The sequence below is a fragment of the Rhodopirellula maiorica SM1 genome (genome assembly GCF_000346295.1).
In the GTDB taxonomy this organism is placed as follows: Bacteria; Planctomycetota; Planctomycetia; order Pirellulales; family Pirellulaceae; genus Novipirellula; species Novipirellula maiorica.
The window spans coordinates 1-18,943 of sequence record NZ_ANOG01000333.1 but is presented as its reverse complement, the minus strand read 5'-3'; the positions used below and the strand labels follow the sequence as shown (position 1 = coordinate 18,943).

13 protein-coding genes are annotated in these 18,943 nt (G+C 54.0%); 9 read left to right on the top strand and 4 right to left on the bottom strand.

Annotation, left to right across the window (positions count from 1 at the left end; translation table 11 throughout):
* Positions 1-315 precede the first annotated feature (315 nt).
* The 6 genes from flgK to ppk2 all read left to right on the top strand — a co-directional run bounded on the left by flgK (position 316) and on the right by ppk2 (position 7,220).
* Positions 316-2,004 (top strand): flagellar hook-associated protein FlgK, encoded by a 1,689-nt coding sequence (flgK, locus tag RMSM_RS10865; protein ID WP_008695307.1) that lies wholly within the window; start codon positions 316-318, stop codon positions 2,002-2,004.
* Between the two features lie 438 nt (positions 2,005-2,442).
* Entirely contained in the window at positions 2,443-3,510 is a 1,068-nt protein-coding gene (gene pstS, locus RMSM_RS10855; protein WP_008695305.1) for a phosphate ABC transporter substrate-binding protein PstS, read from the top strand.
* Between the two features lie 22 nt (positions 3,511-3,532).
* The gene (pstC, locus tag RMSM_RS10850; RefSeq protein ID WP_008695302.1) at positions 3,533-4,576 is read left to right on the top strand and encodes a phosphate ABC transporter permease subunit PstC; all 1,044 of its coding nucleotides are present in this window, start codon (positions 3,533-3,535) and stop codon (positions 4,574-4,576) included.
* The gene (gene pstA / locus RMSM_RS10845) at positions 4,573-5,487 is read left to right on the top strand and encodes a phosphate ABC transporter permease PstA (protein ID WP_008695300.1); all 915 of its coding nucleotides are present in this window, start codon (positions 4,573-4,575) and stop codon (positions 5,485-5,487) included. Before pstC ends, pstA begins: the two co-directional genes overlap by 4 nt.
* Positions 5,488-5,497: 10 nt before the next feature.
* Complete coding sequence (gene pstB, locus RMSM_RS10840; protein ID WP_008695299.1) at positions 5,498-6,319, top strand: phosphate ABC transporter ATP-binding protein PstB; 822 nt, start codon at positions 5,498-5,500, stop codon at positions 6,317-6,319.
* A 4-nt stretch (positions 6,320-6,323) separates the two neighbouring features.
* Positions 6,324-7,220 (top strand): polyphosphate kinase 2, encoded by an 897-nt coding sequence (ppk2, locus tag RMSM_RS10835; protein ID WP_008695298.1) that lies wholly within the window; start codon positions 6,324-6,326, stop codon positions 7,218-7,220.
* Between the two features lie 259 nt (positions 7,221-7,479).
* On the opposite strand, the gene RMSM_RS10830 is transcribed toward ppk2, so the two are convergent.
* The 3 genes from RMSM_RS10830 to RMSM_RS10820 form a co-directional block, all read right to left on the bottom strand.
* Positions 7,480-8,577 carry a DUF1570 domain-containing protein gene (locus tag RMSM_RS10830; RefSeq protein ID WP_008695297.1) on the bottom strand — a complete coding sequence of 366 codons (1,098 nt, stop codon included), beginning with the start codon at positions 8,575-8,577 and terminating at the stop codon, positions 7,480-7,482.
* Between the two features lie 148 nt (positions 8,578-8,725).
* Positions 8,726-10,834, bottom strand: coding sequence for an alpha/beta hydrolase family protein (locus tag RMSM_RS36710; protein ID WP_236622087.1), 2,109 nt, complete (start codon positions 10,832-10,834; stop codon positions 8,726-8,728).
* Between the two features lie 90 nt (positions 10,835-10,924).
* Positions 10,925-12,442 (bottom strand): ABC transporter permease, encoded by a 1,518-nt coding sequence (locus RMSM_RS10820; protein WP_144057551.1) that lies wholly within the window; start codon positions 12,440-12,442, stop codon positions 10,925-10,927.
* A gap of 202 nt (positions 12,443-12,644) precedes the next feature.
* Between RMSM_RS10820 and RMSM_RS10815 the strand changes: the two genes are divergently transcribed.
* From RMSM_RS10815 to RMSM_RS10805, 3 genes are all read left to right on the top strand, one after another.
* The gene (locus RMSM_RS10815) at positions 12,645-14,372 is read left to right on the top strand and encodes an ABC1 kinase family protein (protein WP_008695294.1); all 1,728 of its coding nucleotides are present in this window, start codon (positions 12,645-12,647) and stop codon (positions 14,370-14,372) included.
* An 80-nt stretch (positions 14,373-14,452) separates the two neighbouring features.
* Positions 14,453-16,777 carry a DUF1592 domain-containing protein gene (locus tag RMSM_RS10810; RefSeq protein WP_008695293.1) on the top strand — a complete coding sequence of 775 codons (2,325 nt, stop codon included), beginning with the start codon at positions 14,453-14,455 and terminating at the stop codon, positions 16,775-16,777.
* 58 nt (positions 16,778-16,835) lie between these two features.
* Positions 16,836-18,185: a DUF1552 domain-containing protein gene (locus tag RMSM_RS10805; RefSeq protein WP_008695292.1), complete on the top strand. Its 1,350-nt coding sequence runs from the start codon at positions 16,836-16,838 to the stop codon at positions 18,183-18,185.
* A gap of 316 nt (positions 18,186-18,501) precedes the next feature.
* On the opposite strand, the gene RMSM_RS10800 is transcribed toward RMSM_RS10805, so the two are convergent.
* A partial coding sequence (locus RMSM_RS10800) for a rhomboid family intramembrane serine protease (protein ID WP_040765579.1) occupies positions 18,502-18,943 on the bottom strand: 442 nt, incomplete at its 5' end.

Genomic DNA, 18,943 nt, shown 5'->3' with positions numbered 1-18,943 from the left:
AGCGGTGCGGTGCAAGCCGCCCGGTCTAAACCGAACGTTTTATCCGCCTCAACCGGACGGCTCGCGCCGTGCCGCTGCCAAAGTAGATGGCATTGAGCATGCCCGGCGGAAGCGAGCGGCGATAGGCTTTCAGAAGTTATAAATCGCAGGTTCTCCGGCGTCGGCGATTAGTCGCGTTGAAAGAAAACGGATGTCGAGGGGCATCCGGCGGCGATTACGATCATGGTCCGGTTTTGACGATTAGGTCAACTGTGCCAAAGAGAATGCCGATAAAAGACTGAAAGTACGGTTCTTTCGGTCAATTGAGACATCGGTATGGGCCTTCTCGGCACGATCCAGCAATCCAAAGGCGCACTCGATGCGGCCCAAATCGGCCTTCAGGTCGTGGGCAACAACGTCGCCAATGCGAATACTCCGGGCTATATACGCCAGGAGCTACAGCAGGCGTCTGCGGTAGCCGTTCGCGAAGGCAACTTGATCTCGGGGCACGGAGTTCGGCCGACTGGCATTGTCCAAGTTGTCGATGAAGCGCTCTTTGAGCGGATGATCGATGCCAAGACCGCGTTGGCCGGAGCTGAGTCGCTTGAAAGTGCCTACGCTCAGCTCGAAGAATTGTCCACCGACCTCGACAATACGGGGCTGAGCCAGCAATTTTCTCTGTTCAACAACGCCGTTCATGAATTATCTACCCAACCGGGGGATGCCTCGCTCCGTGAATTCGTGATTCTGCAAGGCCAGACGTTGGCGGACAATATTCGCAATGCTCGCAGCAAAGCCACCGATCGACAACAAGCTTGGGACGGGGAATTAGAGGATGCCGCCAGCGACATCAATCGACTGACCCATCGTATCGCGGAGCTAAATCTCGAGATTGCCACGATCGAAGGAGGCGGGCTAATCAATAGCGACGCCACCGGGCTACGAGACCAGCGGTACGGCTATCTCGAAGAACTTGCTGCCTATGTCGATTTGAATATTCAGGAGCAGGAAAGCGGAGCGGTTTCTGTATTCGTTGGGGGGGATTATCTGGTCAATGACGGAATCAGCCGCGACGTTTACAGCAATTACAGCGTCGAGTTCGAGGCACAGGAGATTCGGATCATCGAAACCGATTCTCCGCTCGATGCGACCGGAGGCAAAGTCGGCGCGATTGTCAAAGCACGCGATGAAGTCTTTGGTGACTACATTGCGGGAGTCGATCGCATGGCCTCGGCATTGATCCGCAGTGTCAACGAAGTGCACTCACAGGGGCAAGGTCGCGAAGGGTTTCAAGAATTGCTCTCCAGCGTCAAGTCGGACGCGTTTGTACCGCTGGGTTCTTCGGGATTGCCGTGGACGCCCACGAACGGCACCTTTGATATGAACCTCGTCGATGCATCAGGCGATGTGATTTCGACGCACCGCATCAAAGTCAAAAACCTCGGGGATGTCACCGATTCGACGGTCAATTCGATCGTCGCGGATATTGATGCGATCGAAGGCATTTCAGCAGCGGTGACCAGCAGTGGGCAAATCGAAATCCTATCCGATTCGCCAACCTCGTCATTTACTTTCGGCGAAGATACCAGCGGGTTTTTGGCGGCAGCGGGCATCAATACATTCTTTGTCGGTCGCAATGCTGTCGACATCAATGTCAACGATGCGTTGAAAAGCGATAGTGATTTTCTTGCGGTTAGCGGCGGCGGCATCGGCGAGGACACGGACGTGCTCTCCCGCATGCTTGATTTGGTCGACAGCCCGATGCCGGAGCTCGAAGGCCGATCGATTCGTGGTATCTATGAATCGACCATCGCGACCATGGCTCAGAAAATTAGCTTGCAAGGAAGTGAAGCGGATGGCTTGCGAGACTTTTACGCGACGCTACAAGGCCAGCATCTTGCCATCACTGGCGTCAACATCGACGAGGAATCGATCAAGCTGATCGCATACCAGCGTGCGTTTCAAGCTTCGTCGCGAGTGATTTCGACGGCGACCGAGATGCTCGATATTCTGATGACTCTGTAAGGGTGAGCAGGCTGGATTCGGCCGCGTGCGTAGCCGCAGCAGTGGCAAATGGGTAAGCTCGCCCCCGCGATGTTTCGCCCACCGCAGTGCACCGATTGCGAATCACCGAAAATGGCTTTTCGTCTTGTGGTTGAGGATCTGCAATCGAATTGTGTAGAATTGTTAAGGTTCGGAAAACAGAACCTTCTGGCGTGCCATAGTCTGCAAATCGTCCGTTTGCATCTTCATAATTCGACTATCTTGGCAATGGATAAGGTGGCTCTCGCCTGCATAATCGCCGTAATTCGCGGGATTAACGTACGCTGTGGCAGGTTGGCTGACTTTTGTTAAGAGCGTGTTAATAATTGGTTAGCGACGGTTCCGGCGAGCGAAATGGGGGACTACAACTGGGCTCAAAAGTTTTGATAGCCCCTCCCCGGAACCAGTACGAGTCCCATTGTGAACAAAAGTGCGTTTCGCTTCTGTTGTCTTGCCGCCCTTACGGTTTTGGTCGGTTGCAGCTCATCCAGTTCGAGCTCCTCGTCCGGCGGAGGTTCCGGTTCCTCCGGCCAGAACGTCAAACTGCAGGGCTCCGGTGCCAGTTTTCCTGCCCCGTTGTATGGCCGTTGGTTCAAAGAGTACAGCTCGGCGACCGAAGGCGTGAAGGTGGACTACCAAGCCAAAGGAAGTGGCGGTGGAATCAAGGATTTTATCGGGCACACGGTTGATTTCGCAGCCAGTGATGCGGCGATGAACGACAGCGAAATTGCCCAAGTCGACGACGGCGTGGTGCTGTTGCCGATGACGGCCGGAAGCATCGTGCTGGCGTACAACTTGGCGGAATTGAAAAAGCCTTTGGTTCTCTCACGCGACGCCTACACCAAGATCTTTTTGGGCCAGATTTCCAAGTGGAACGATGCCGCAATCGCCGCGACCAACGAAGGTGTCGATCTTCCCGATTTGCCTGTCACGGTAGTCCGTCGAGCGGACAGCAGCGGAACGACGTTTGTGTTCACCAATCATCTCAGTGCCGTCAGCAAAGATTTCGCCGACGGACCGGGTGTCGGCAAATCAGTCAATTGGCCCGAAAGCGATAAATTCATCGCCGCACCGAAGAACGATGGCGTGACCGCGACCATCATGCAAACCCCAGGTGCAATCGGCTACGTCGAGTTTGGTTTCGCCGAGCAAGCCAAGTTGCCAATGGCGACATTAGAAAACGCCGCCGGCAAGTTCATTGAACCTACGCTCGAAAATGCCACCGCAGCTTTGGCCGGCGTTGAAATGCCCGAAGATTTGCGTGCTTGGTTGCCAGACCCGACCGGTGAGGGCGCCTATCCAATCGTTAGTTACACATGGTTGCTGTGCTACGAAAAATACGAAGATTCGGCCAAGGCCGATGCACTCAAGAGTCTTGTCAAATGGTGTCTGCACCAGGGGCAAGAGTCGAGTGCGGAAATGGGGTACATCCCGCTTCCGGAAAGCGTTGTCGCGACCGTAACTGAGAAACTCGAGTCCATCAAATAGTTCAACGACCAGAGACGCCGTGATGGATGATTCATCCGTCACGGCGATCGATTCTTACTTAGCAGTTCTTTTTCTGGGCGATCTTATGGCCAATGCCACGCTTTCCGATCTAGCGGAATCAGCGTCAATCTCCTCTCCACCCTCGTCGATGGAGATTGTGAAGGATCGAGCGTTCCGTGGATTGACACGCGGTTTTGCTTGGTTGACCGTGTTGGTTGTGTTTTTGGTGGTGTTTGAAGTTGCCACCAAAGCCATGCCAGCGATCAGTGCACACGGCGTCAGTTTTTTGACCTCGTCCACTTGGGATGTACAGAACGAACAGTTCGGCGTATTGCCTGAGATTTGGGGAACGCTGTACAGTTCACTCTTGGCGTTGTTGATTGGTGGGTTCTTTGGCGTTTCGATCGCCATCTTCTTAACGCAAGACTTTTTGCCACATCAAGTGGAAGTGGCATTCAAGAACATCGTCGAATTGTTAGCGGCGATTCCCAGCGTCGTTTATGGGTTGTGGGGGATCTTTGTGGTGATCCCTATGCTGCGTCCGTTTGCGAATTGGGCGCATGAAAACTTGGGCTGGATACCCTTTTTCAAAACCTCGCTTTCCGGCCCCGGGATGCTGCCAGCGGCATTGGTGTTGTCGATCATGATTTTGCCGACGGTCTCGGCGATTTCTCGCGACGCGCTCAGTAATGTGCCACGGAAACTGAAAGAAGCGGCCTTTGGATTAGGGGCGACGCGGTGGGAAGCAATCATCGGCGTGATCGTGCCCACAGCCTCGACCGGCATCTTCGGTGCACTGGTGCTTGGCTTTGGCCGTGCACTGGGCGAGACGATGGCTTTGGCGATGTTGGTGGGGAATTCCAATCAGATGAGTATCTCACTCTTCTCGCCTGGAAACACTCTGGCCGCGTTGTTAGCGAACCATTTCCCCGAAGCGGGTGAACGCGAAGAACCAGTGTTGATGTACGCCGCGTTGATCTTGTTGGCGATCACGTTGCTGGTGAACATCTGCGGTGCATTTGTGTTAAAGCACGCCTCGGCCCGCATGCGTGGAGGTGCAAAATGAATACTGCCGAAATCTCGACCGAATTTGGCGATGTGGACTTCCCACGTCTCGAGCGTTCGCTGCGTCATCCACGAACCTTGTTCAGCATCCTGTTGAGCATCGGCACCGGGGTAGCGACCGTGATCGCATGCGTGCCGCTGTTCAGCGTGTTGATCATGTTGGTGTATCGAGGTGGCAAGAAGCTTTCACTGGCCTTGTTTACCGAATTGCCACCAACGGCGTTTGAAGAGGGCGGTGGTTTTGGCAACGCGATTGTCGGAACGATCGTGATCGTTTCGATTGCCGCCGCGATCGCAATTCCCGCTGGCATTCTGACTGCGGTTTTCTTGGCCGAGTTCGGACCGCAAAGCAAGACAGCGTCCGTTGCACGTTTTTGTGCAAAAACATTGACCGGATTGCCGTCAATTTTGGCGGGCGTGTTCGCCTACGCCGCGATTGTGCTTGCTACCGGTGGTTATTCCGCACCGGCGGGCGGGGTGGCATTGGCATTGTTGATGTTACCGACCGTGATCTTGACGGCGGAAGAATCGATGCGAATGGTCCCGGTCAAAATGAAAGAAGCGGCGATTGGGATGGGCTGCACCCCGACTCAGGTCGCATGGAAAATCGTGTTGCCAACCGCATTGCCTGGCATCTTGACCGGCGTGATGTTGGCCGTCGCGCGTGCCGCCGGGGAAACCGCCCCGCTACTGTTCACCGCGTTGTTTAGTAACTACTGGATCTTTGAGGACGGAAGTTCTCAGGTCATGGAGCCGACCGCCTCGCTAGCTGTGTTTATTTACAACTTTTCGGGCATGCCTTTCGAGAACCAAATCGAAATGGCATGGGCCGCATCCCTGATCCTGGTGTTGATGGTTTTGTCGATCAACATTGTCGGTCAAATCATTTCGAGTCGCGCCAAAGTCTCTTAGGAAAATACACGTGATTGCAACACCTAAAGTTGAAAACGATGTCCTCGCCAACGGCAATGGTTCGTTGTTGCTGGACTGCAATATTGAAAACCTTTATTACGGAAACTTTCGTGCTGTCCGTGACAGCCATATTCCAATCCATCGTGGTTCCATCACCGCTTTTATCGGTCCGTCGGGATGTGGCAAGAGTAGTGCACTACGTTGCTTGAACCGAATGAATGATTTGGTACGTGGGTTTCGCTTCGAAGGTCATGTTCACTTTCGTGGCAAAGACATTTACCACTCCAAAGTCGATCCCGTCGCGGTGCGTCGTTACATCGGAATGGTGTTCCAGCAACCCAATCCGTTTGCCATGAGCATCTACAACAACGTGGCCTTTGGTCTGCGACTGAATCGATATCGCGGTAACATCGCCGAGAAGGTGGAAAAAGCACTGCGAGGTGCGGCGCTGTGGGACGAGGTCAAGGACAAATTGAAAAACAGTGGTCTTTCACTCTCCGGTGGACAACAACAACGGCTTTGTATTGCACGTGCGATTGCGACGGAGCCCGAAGTATTATTGATGGATGAACCGTGTTCTGCCCTGGATCCGATCGCCACGCGTCGCATCGAAGACTTGATGCAGGAATTGAAAGAGAATTACACGATTGCAATCGTGACTCACAATCTACAGCAGGCAAAACGTGTGGCCGACCGAACCGCGTTCATGTACGTCGACACCAGCGGCGGCGGGCGAACCGGCTATTTAGTCGAGTTTCGCGACACCGACGAACTGTTTGATTCGCCCCAGGAAGATGCGACCAAACAATACATCAGTGGTGAGTTTAGCTAGAACAATGAACGAGGAACTGTATTCACGTATCCGTGACGAAATCTTAGATTCGATCGATGAAGAACTCGAGTTGGAACACGAGGATGCGTCGACCGAAAATGCGCGTCCCAATTTGGCGGATCGCAAGTCGCGTTTTCGTCGTCAATACTTTGTCGAACTGCTGAGACTGCAGGAAGAGCTCGTTAAGTTGCAAGATTGGGTGGTCGCCACCGGCACGCGTGTCGCGGTTTTGTTCGAAGGACGCGATGCGGCGGGCAAAGGAGGTGTGATCAAGCGAATCACGCAACGTTTAAACCCCCGCGTATGCCGTGTCGTCGCGTTGCCGGCCCCCAACGAGCGTGAAAAGACTCAGTGGTATTTTCAGCGTTACGTCAATCATCTGCCTGGCGCTGGCGAAATCGCATTGTTCGATCGCAGTTGGTACAACCGCGCCGGCGTCGAACGTGTGATGGGATTTTGTACCGACAACGAATACGAACAATTTCTTCGCACTGCTCCCGAATTTGAACGAATGCTGGTCGATTCGGGAATCGTTCTCATTAAGTACTGGCTTTCGATCACCGACGAAGAGCAGCAGTTTCGTTTTCAATGCCGTATCAACGACCCGTTGAAACAGTGGAAATTGAGTCCAATGGATTTGGAGTCACGTAAACGTTGGGAACAATATACGATCGCAAAAGAAATCATGCTCGAGCGGACGCATACCTCGCACGCACCGTGGTGGATCGTCGATGCAGTGGACAAGAAGCGGGCTCGATTGAATTGCATCGGTCACTTCTTGAGCCAAGTCCCTTATACCGAGGTTCAGTCCGAGAGCATTAAATTGCCCAAACGCGAGCGAAGCGATGACTACCAACGCAATCCGATGCCCGAACGGATGTTTGTGCCGAGCATCTATTAGACGGCAACAAAGTCCGATGCGAATAGACGCTCGATATTTTCGTTCCGCAAGAGTCTTATCCTACGTTAGTGGCTTGTTGATTTAGTCGTACGACGGACTTCCTAGTCAGTCGAATACACCAACGACGGACGAGGTAGTCCATCAGCCACCTCTTGCCATAGGAAACTTCATTAAATCAACAGCCCGTTAGCCACGGTTCTCGTCTTTCACTCGGTTTATCGCTCCCGCAACTCGGGGTGTTTCACTCGATGTTTGCTGCTTAGCGAACCCGGCGCATGTACATCACGAATTGCTTGTCTAGCTTTTCCAGCGTGGTGTCAAACGCTGTTTCAAACATCGCGATGCGTTCGCGTTTGCTCAGCTCCACAAGCGGCTTGACTTCGCTGAGTTGTCGCAGGTATTTGACGAATTCTTCGCGGTGAGTTTTCAGTAAGAAATAGGTCAACGCCCAACCTTCGCCATAAGCATCGGCGGCGGTTGCGGGGCTACGGAATCGCGAGTCATCGGCGATCAGTGTGGCCAGTGATTCCACGGGCCGGTTAGGCAGATAGCTGTTCCAGCGTGCTAGATTCTTTTGGTTGACGCGTCCAATGCCCCGCCATCCTTTTGAATTACGGCGGTCAGGCGATTCAAAGAACATCGCCAAGCCTTCGCTAACCCACATCGGGTTGTCGGCAAAGCGTCGCTGTAGCCCACAATTGTAGGCGAGCTGGTGCGTCGCTTCATGGATGATCGTGGCAATGTTTCGCTCCCAATTGGGAACGTTGAACGTGGTCATCCGGTTGCTGGCGAGATGGTAGTAGCCGATGACCGAATTTGCGGATTCGCCAACTTCACCTTTCGCATGCTGCAGGAACGAATCGTGATTGTCCAACAACAACGCCACCAAGGGAAAACGTGGTTCAGGCAATTCCCATCGCTGATTTTTCCAGTAAGAAAAGAAGCCGCGATACAATTGCTCGAATAAACTTCCAACTAAACGTGCATGATTTTCGTCTGTGTTGTGAATGATCAAATAATTTGCTGTTTGATAGACTGAAAATCCTTCCGGCATTTCCTTGGTCATCCTTTGGATCATCTGCTCGTCGCTGATCGGGACCAAAGGTTCAGAGTTGCTCGTTCGCTTGACCAAATTTTCGGGCTGGATCGTCCAAATGCGTCCGTCATCTCCTTGAATGAGAAGCCCCCCATCTTGTGCCTCAACCAGCAACTCGCCGACCACCGTGCGGGTTTTTTCGGTGTCGTCGGATCCCGTCCCCGCTTTGAATTCGATCGTCTCGAAGGCCGAAGCGTTGCCGCTGCAGAACACAATCAGGAGCGAGCAGGTGAACAAAAGTGAGGTGACGGTTTGAAGCATCCGTGACGTGTTCCTTCGATAAGCTAGACGACGAGCAGCGATTTCTACCTTATTGTAGTCGTCGTCACGCCAATCTCGCCAGAGAACCAAAGATCGAGGGAGGGGCCTGCGATCTTTGGCAAATCGATTGACGTTAAACTGCCCGAAATCAGCGTCCGTTTACTGAATCGTCGCAAAAAATGATGCTTAAGTCCTCCTTTTTTATCTGCGAAAACTCGTCTTTCCATTGCTCGATGTTGCTACCGCCGATTTGCATCGTCTGCACTCGATCAGCGGCAGTCCAGGCAATTTGAGGTATTTCGGTAAACTTGCTGATGTTCAGCAGATCCGGGGCGTCACGGTTATTCACCGGCAAATCGATTAGCGACATCTCGACGATCCGGTCGTTAAACAGGCTAGCCAGCAATGACCAGGCGGCCGCATCCCCGCTGCCGCGGAGCCTCCATTCGGCGGATTCAAAGGACGGCAACGTTCCGATCGCTTTCAATGCTTGCACCACGTCATAAATTTGCATGCCTGCGGCGGTTTGCCCGAGCAACATGAATCGGCGGCGGATGTGAGTCCGACGAACCGGATCGCGTGTCCACTCGGTGAACCCCACTCCGCGAGGAGTCACGTATACCGTGGGTACGGTTGGTGATTCGTCACGCAACTGTTCCCAAATTTGTTTGTCGGGGGTGACGCCGCGAAACCGTTCCGGCATTACGACCGCCAATCCGGACGCAACACGTTGCCACGCTTGTTGATCCAAAACAACCACGTTGACCATTTTGGGGGGCGCCGATGACATCGGTGTCACTGCGAACATGGTCAAACGGTAGGGCGACTGTGACGTGAACTGAATCGCTTTGACTTTCATACCATCCGCTTCTCGCTCGGCGATCGTTTTTGTATCGAGCGAACCAGCGGTCTGGGGCCACCCGCCAAACGTTTTCCTTTTCAACGATTGGATCAATTCATCATGCTGGGCCGATTTCGGTCTGCCGGGCCGAGTGGACGGATTGGAATTCCATTTGGGGACAAACGTTTCATGAATCGTGCTTACGCGTTCGTCCGTTGGTAGCGAATCGAAAACTTTTAGCTGCTTGATGTCAAAAAACGGCGTTGCGGTCTTGTTGATCAGTTCGTTGTCCGATCTCAGATGGCGATTGAACCAGCGAAACGCATGGATACGAAGCTCCTGAGAATCACTATGCGGACCCTCGGTGATGTGCAACCCGACATGGGACTCATTTTCGTAAAGCTTGTAGATCGAACGGACTTTGGAATAGACATCGACCACGCCGTCCAACGGAAAAATTGAGTCTTTGTCAGTATTCGAGATTAATAGCGGACGTGGTGCGATCAGGGCGGCGACCATCGGGTAATCCCAACGATAGGTGTTGACCATGTACATGCAATCACAGTGCCCTTCGACACACCCGTCGACGACATGGTTCTTTAATGATGTGATGCCGGCCACCGGGACGGCAACTTTGATGCGTTCATCAAGCGCCGCGATGTACCACGAATAGGCACCTCCTCCGCTGCGACCGGTGACACCTATCCGCTGGCCATCGACCTCGGGGCGAGATTGCAAATAATCCAGTGCACGAATCCCGTTCCAAGCTTCGACACCGGCGGGGGTGTAGCCGCGATTGTTCCACCACCACGCCCCTTCACGGTACGTGCCATGATGGATCCCTTCGATTTCGCCCAACTGAATCGTGTCGATGGTCAAGCAAACATAACCGTTTCGTGCAAACCAAGCCCCGTGGTATTGATAGTATGTTTTGTTGCCATAACTGATTCCGTCCTTCTTCACTTTGCCATGACCACAGACATAGAGGATCGCTGGAAGCGGGCCGTCTTGTTTTGCTGGCCGATAAAGGTTGCCCGTGACGTACAGACCTGGCATCGATTGAAAATGAATGTTTTCAACGACGACGTCCCCTTCGGTTGCCGAACCCGTAATCACAGGGGATAGCGGCGTGCGTTCGGGCAGCGGTGAAAGCCCGAGCATCTCGTACAACTGATCGCGGTAACCCTGACGACGGTCTTGCCAATCGTCGAGCGTTTTGATGTCCGCAAACACTGCTGAACTGATTTTCTCGGTTTCGCTGCGAAAGTATTCGTTGACGAGTTGATCGCCGTGGCTCGTATCCACGACCATTTCGGAATCGTTGTCGTCGGTGGAATCACGCCGGTCTACCGCGGTGGCGTGCGAAGCGAAAACAAGGATACCAAAGGCAATCGCAGCGCGAATTCGTAAGTGCATAGCGGGTGAAACCAAAGGTGGGATGGGATCGGGCGGGATGGGCAAAAGAATCGCGGAGATCGGGCGGACCGCAAGTCTATACACCAGGACTTATTTGATTTTACCAGATCCGAAGCGGGAGAGGGTGTAAATCAAAGCGATGCCAAGCCCGATGAAGCCTAAATACCACAGTGCCAACGCGGCTTCTTGGTAACGCGCCCCGCTGTGCAGCAGTCCAAACAAGCGAGTTCCCACGGTCGAAACACCGGGCGGAGCGACCGGCAACGTGACCGGAACGTCGCCCGACGCGATGATGCCGGCGGTCAGCAAAGCGATAACGACGCTACGTGCCATCAATCGCCGATCGATCTGCCAGCAGCGTCGTAGGAGACTCAATTCCAACCGGGCACTGAGCCATACGCTATCGGCAATGCCGTGATACCCGGATCGTAAAATCCAATACGCAATCGTGCTGGCGCGGACCGACATCGCCAAGACCGTCGGCAGAATCGTCATCTCGTACAGAAATCGAAAACCGGGGATCGGAAGCGTAAACGTCTGGACAATCGACATCCCGATCAAGGGACCGGGGATACAAAACAGGATGATGGTCAATGCATCGACCATGGATTCGAAACGCGGGTGTTGGCGGCCGACCGCGGCGAGCGGCCAAGCGACGAAAATGGCGAAGATTCCGGTGCAAATGCCTAGCATCGCCGTCCATTGATACTCAGAGGAAAACGTGGTCGGTGCAGCAGCCAACTCCTGAACCGATCGCGAGATCGACCAATAGGCAATCCGCTGGTCGCCATCAACGATCACGTCGTGCCCCACCTTGGCCATCAATCCGGTGACCGGCATTGCGATCATGATCAGGGTACAGAGTGTCAAAATCAAACCAGCGACGATTCGAACACCAAGCGATGGCTGTTCGAATAGGTCCGGTGCAGTGTGTAGGTCCGATGCAGTGTGCCCGACAGAATGCTCGCCGCGATAGTCCGTCTGTCGTGCTCGGACGCGGCGAAGCAACACCGTGATCATCGCCACTGCAAATGCGAGGGGCAACGCGGTGGTGGTGGCGATCGAGGTCAAATCAGGATCGACTGCATAGAGCAAATAAAATTGATCGGCAATCGTGCGATATCCATACAGATCGACGACGGTCATCTCCGTCGCGGCAAGCGATGCGTTCAGGATCGTGGCGGCCAACACCCACGGCCACGCCAACGGCAGTTGAATTGTCCACCAACAACGCAGTGGGGTGGTGTCGATCGAAGCATTTTCCAGAATCGACACAGGGACGCGAGACGTTCCGTGCCATGTGGCCATCGCGACGATGGCGGCACCAAAGATGCTATGGATCCAACCACAAGCCACCAGACCGGCAAAACCACCCCAGGAACGCGTTGCCGTCTGCGTCAGCGGTAGCCAACCAAATTTCCCCGCCGTTGCTTCCCACGCCGCCGCGTGCAGAATCATGGGAATCGCAATCGCAGCGATCGCCGCCAAAATGAACGCCCTGGCAAAACCGCGGCCCGACCGCCCGCAGTGGGAAAGAGTCGACGCCGCCCACGCCGCGGGGATGCCAATGGCAAGCGAACCAACGATTGTGACGGTTATGAGCCGCAAAGTCGATAAAAGCGGTTCCCACCAATCCAAAGACAAGATCTCCTGGCAATCAGCGAATGGTTTTATATTGTTTCACATTAGAATGGTGTGAATGTAACAAAGTCGCCCACCGTAGTGGGAATGGTTTGCGTTTTGCCGCGGTTGCCACCGCTCAATTTCTCACTCGTTTTTTTCTCTCACGTATCGGCGTTTCGTTTTGTTAATGAAAATCACTGCCATCCCGCAGCTGTACCGCAATTTGAAGCGGTGGCGAGAGATCTTGGCGGTGCTGCGTCGCTATGGTCTGGCCGATTGGCTAAGCCGTTATCAAAGTTTGCCATTCCGTGATTCGTTCAAAGATTCCAGCGGCGTACCGCTGTCCCAGTATTCCAGCGAAGAACGGGTGCGGATGGCGCTGACCGATCTCGGTCCCACCTTTATCAAGCTGGGCCAGATCTTGGCGGCGCGACCCGATATTGTCGGCCCGCAATTGGGGAACGAACTGAAACGGTTACGTGCCGATGTCCAGCCGGATGCGATCGAGAAAGTGCGTCAGACACTAACCAAGGAATTGGGCGAACAATACCTGAGTCAGTTTCAATTCATCGATCCCAAACCGCTTGCGACCGCCTCGATCGGTCAAGTTCATCGGGCAACCTTGAACGATGGCCGACGCGTTGTGATCAAAGTTCAACGTGCCGATATCGAACGAACGGTCCGCCAAGACATGGAAGTACTCGGAGGGCTCGCCCAGCTTGCCGAGCGGGTCGAAGGGTTCGCCGCTTGGGGGCCATGCCAAATGGTGGCCCAAATGTCCACCATGTTGCAGCGCGAGTTGGACTTCGGACGTGAACGACAAAACCTCGAAGTGTTCGCCGAGATGCTTTCGCCGCAGAGCACCAAAGTGGTTGTTCCCAAACCGGTCCGTGAACTCTGTACTCGCCGTGTTTTGGTGATGGACGAATTAGCTGGCGAACCGCTTTCGAAAGTATTGCTAGACAGTCACCACGGTGGTGTGTTGACGGTCGATGCGACGCTTGACGGTGAACGACACCAGCTTTCCGAATCGATCGCCCGCATCTACCTAACAATGATCTTTGATGAGGGGCTGTTTCACGCCGATCCTCATCTCGGAAATTTGTTATTGCTTAACGATGGACGCTTGGGGATTCTCGACTTTGGGATGGTCGGCCGTATCGACGAAACGCTGCGTGAAAGCATCGAAGAGATGATGGGCTGTATCGCCACGGGCGACCAAAATCGTTTGACTCGGTTGATTCGCCGCATCGGAGATGCGCCACCCACGCTGGACGAATCACTGTTGGCGATTGACGTTGCCGAATTTGTGGGGACCTATGGTCGGCAACATTTGAGCGATTTCGATTTGACTGGCGCGTTGAATGAATTGAGCGACATATTGCATCGACACGTCATTCAATTGCCAAGCCAATCGGCGTTGCTGTTGAAAATGCTGATTTCGCTCGAAGGAACGCTGCGCGAGCTAGGTGCCGGGTTCGACTCGTTGGATATCGTTCATCAATTTGTTCGCAAATCGATGCTGCGACGGCTGAGTCCTCGGCGAAGAGTGCGTCAAGCGAGAAGGATCTATCTGGAAGCGGAGCACTTTTTCGAAGTGGTTCCCGACGAGGTGCTGACGCTGCTGCAGCAAGCACGGCGTGGCGAAATGCGGCTGACACTGGAACATCAACGGATCGGACCGACCGTCAACCGGATGGTATTGGGGTTAATGGCGAGCGCGGTCTTCTTGGGATCATCCCTGCTGTTGGCGATGAAGGTGCCCCCACTGTTGTTCCCCGAGCAATCGCTGTTGGGCATGAAGGAAATGAGCGTTTTCGGTTTGCTGGGCATGATGATGAGTTTCTCGGTGATGATGTGGCTGCTGCTGGCGATCAATCGAAGCGGCCATTTGACCCGCAGCAACGAAGATTAAACGCCATCGCGGCAAAAAAAATCTTATAATGAAATCGCCAACCTACCTGCCGCCCCCCAAATCCCACCCAGCGAGTACGAATGATCGAGTTCGCGAGTAATACGAGCACGAATCGGCTGTCTTCGGCCGGTCTGCGAATCAGTTTGATCGTTATCCCGATCTTGTTTCTCGCGGTTTCGGTCACCGCCGCCGATCCGTCAAGTGATGCCGCGTTTCGTGACGATTTGACACCGCTGCTACGCACCTATTGCTTTGACTGTCACGATTCGGGCAGCGAGTTGTCGTTGGTCGATGACGATTCGGCAGCCAAGATGCAATCGAATCGCGGCTTGTGGAAACGTGTGATCGCGCAGGTCCAACTGGGCAGCATGCCACCGGAAGATGGCGAGGTCATGGACGCAGCAACGCGTCAGCGGATGGTGACGCTATTGGACCAGGTCGCCAATGCGGTCAACTGCGTGCAAAATCCCAATGCGGGTAAGGTCGTGCTGCGGCGGCTGAACCGTGTAGAGTACCGAAACACGGTCAGGGATTTGACGGGCGTCGACTACCAACCGGCTGCCGGATTTCCCGGCGACGATGTCGGGTATGGTTTTGACAACATCGGTGACGTGCTTTCTTTGCCGCCGATCTTGTTAGAGAAGTATTTGGATGCCGCCGAGACGATTTCGGGTGAAACCATTCGCACTCCGCTGCCACCGCGCATCTACGAAATCGATGTGGCTGCGACGGCAATGGGCGGAGCGGATAAATACAAACGGGGGCACCGGATCACGATGTCCAGCCAAGGCTCGGTGACGCTCGAAGTGGATGCTCCCTTCACGGGGCAATACACGTTGACAATTTCCGCCAGCGGCGACCAGGGCGGCGATGAACCGGTGAAAATCAAGGTCGATGACGGCAGGAAAAGCCAAGTCGTTGATGTTCCCAGCGAAAAGATGGAAAAGTATGATGTTGAGTTTCGTCTGATTCGTGGCAAGCGAAAGATCGAGATCAGTTTTATCAACGACTTTTACGTCGCGGGCAAAATCGATCGCAACTTTCATCTCTATCACGTACATGTGTCTGCTCAAGAGGAATCGTTGCTGCCGGTTTCCGTCGGTGAATTGCCGGCGATGCACAAAAAAATCATCTTCACACGGCCGAGCAGCAAAGTATCGCCCGAGCAAGCTACCGCGCAAGTGTTAGCACCGTTGGCCAGTCGTGCGTTTCGGCGACCTGCAACCAAAAGTGAAGTATGGCGATTAACGGAACTCGCCTCGCAAGTGCGAGCTGATGGAGGAAGTTTTGAAGAGTCAATCCAAGTGGCGCTGCAGGCGATTTTGGTGTCGCCGCACTTCTTGTTTAAAGTCGAGCGACATGTCTCACCCGATGCGTCGGGCGAACTTCCGCTGATCAACCAATACGAACTGGCCACTCGAATTTCGTATTTTTTGTGGAGCAGTATGCCGGACGACGAACTGTTGTCGCTGGCCCATCAAAACAAACTTCGCGACCGTCGTGAATTGTTACGCAAAGTGGGCGACATGATTGTCGATCCTCGGGCGAATCAATTTATCGAAAACTTTGCCGGGCAATGGTTGCAGCTCCGCAACCTCGACGGCGTGAATCCCGACAAGCGTCAATTCCCTGAATTCGATGATGAAATGCGGCAATGGATGCGGCGAGAAACGCTGACCTTCGTTGCTGCGGTGATGCGTGGGAATTTGCCGGTGACGACGCTGCTCGACGGCAAGTTCAGTTACATGAACGAGAAGCTGGCAAAATTCTACGGAATCAAAGGGGTGAGCGGATCCGATTTCCGCAAAGTCTCGCTCGATGGCACGCCACGTGGCGGATTGTTAACACATGCAAGTGTTTTGACGGTGACGAGTAACCCGACGCGAACAAGTCCCGTGAAGCGGGGGAAATGGATACTCGACAATTTGCTGAACACTCCGCCGCCACCCGCACCTCCGAACGTTCCCGAGTTAGACAAAGGCAAATTGAGCGGGACGTTGCGAGAGCGGATGGAACAGCATCGCGACAACCCCGCCTGTGCCGCTTGTCACAACATGATGGATCCGCTTGGTTTTGCGCTCGAGAACTTTGATGCGATCGGGCAATGGCGAACCCGCGACGGAGGCGACACGATTGATGCATCAGGCAAATTACCCGATGGCACCGAGTTCAGCGGTGTCGACGATCTACGTAAACTGCTTTCGAGTCAGCGGAGTGAGCAATTTGTTCGCTGTTTGGCTGAGAAGATGCTGATTTATGCGACCGGACGGGGCACCGAATACTATGATAAATGCGCCATCGACACGATCGTGCATGATTTGAAAGACAATCAGTATCGGTTCGCTTATCTGATTGTTGCGATCATCGAAAGCGAGCCGTTCCAACGACAAGGTTCGCGAGAATAGCGATCTTGATACTGCAGCCGGACACGTTCGAAACCTTTTAAACGAGAAGCGATCCCAAATGTTGAACTCACTTTCACGACGAACGCTGTTACGCGGTATGGGCGCTTCGATGGCATTGCCGTTATTGGATTCGATGTCATCGACACGGTTGTTGGCGGCCACATCCGATCCGGCAGATGTGCCGCTAAGGATGGGGTTCTTCTATGTTCCCAACGGCATGCACATGCCCGATTGGAAACCGATCGACGCAGGCGACAAGTACACGATGACGCCGACGTTGGAGCGATTGGCCGAGCATCGATCGAAATTTAATGTGTTAACAGGATTGACGCTTGATGGCGCCCGATCGCATGGCGACGGCGGTGGCGATCATGCGCGTAGCGTTGCTGCGTTTCTAACCGGGGCGCATCCGAAAAAGACCAATGGCGCGGATATCCAAAACGGAGTCTCGGTTGACCAAGTGGCCGCGGAACAGATCGGCAGTCAATCGCGATTCGGTTCGCTCGAACTCGGGCTCGAAGCAAGTGCCCAGGCAGGCAATTGCGACAGCGGTTATAGCTGTGCTTATGCGTCGAACATGTCATGGCGAGGCCCCACCAATCCGATGGCCAAAGAAGTCGATCCCGGCGCGCTGTTTGATCGCTTGTTCGCCGGACAAACTGCCAAAGAAACGCGTCGTGCAAAGAGTGTGCGTGAGAAGTACCGAAAAAGTGTGCTCGATTTTGTGCTCGAAGATGCCAAGCAACTGCACAAGACACTACCCGAAATCGATCGACGAAAATTAGACGAATACCTGTACGCCGTTCGCGACGTCGAAAAACGATTGGCCGGTGCCGAACGACTGCGAATCTCGGAGGATGGAGTCCCCGATTACCCGCGGCCCAGCGGTGTGCCGCAAGAGTTGAAAGAGCACTCCGAGTTGATGATGGATATGATCACGCTGGCGATTCAAACCGATAGCTCGCGAATCATTTCGTTCATGTTCACCAATGCCGGCAGCAATCGAAGCTATCCCGAGATTGAGGTCAAAGAGGGACATCACGAATTGTCGCATCATGGCAAGAGTGAACACAAGCAAGCACAGATCGCAAGGATCAATCGATACCATATTGATCGATTTGGCTATCTGCTGAAGCGACTTAGTTCGATCAGCGAAGGAAATGGAACGCTATTGGATCATTGCATGTTGGTCTACGGCAGCGGGATCAGCGACGGCGATCGGCACAATCACGATGACCTACCAATTCTGTTGGCCGGAAATGGCAATGGCCGAATTCAGACCGGCCGTCACATTCGCTACGAAAACCATACGCCACTGTGCAATTTGTATCTCTGGATGCTCAAAGAGATGGGCGTCAAGGCAGACAAGTTTGGCGACAGCAACGGGCTGCTGAAGAATTTGGGTTAAATCAGCAATCCGTCAACGACTTGTTGATTCAGTCTGACTTTCGAATGCTTCGTTTAACCGTTAGCCGATAGGCGTACGCTCAATGCCATCTACTTTGGTAGCGGCACGGCGCGAGCCGTCCGGTTGAGGCGAGTAAAACGTTCGGTTTAGACCGGGCGGCTTGCGCCGCACCGCTACAAACGCCACCCGTTTAGTCCAAGCTAGATGGCGTTGGGCGTACGCGAACGGATGCGAGTACGCCTTCGACTGACTGTCAAACGAATGAAGCAACAAGCCGTCAACGCATGCGGTTTTCGCCGCATCAAAAACGCCGGTATCAAAACCGTCGTTCGGTCACTGCTTCGTGGCCAAGTGGCGTCCGTCCGATGACGATTGCCGCTAATGCCCCGGCAGCAAATCCGCCGATATGGGCCCACCATGCGACTCCACTTGCGGCGCCCCCGGCCACGGCGCTGATGCCGCTGTATGTTTGCAACGCAAACCATATCCCTAGAAACAATGGTGCCGGCACCACGATCACATGAAAGATTATGATCAGCGGGATCAACGCTTGGACCTTGGCATGTGGATACAGCCATGCGTAGGCTCCCATCACACCCGCGATCGCGCCACTGGCACCAATCGTCGGCATCGGGCTAGCCGGATCGGTAACGAAATGGGACAGCGACGCTGCGATCCCAGTGCCGAGATACATCAATGCGTAGCCGATGTGCCCCAACCGGTCTTCGACGTTGTCGCCAAAGATGTATAGAAACCAC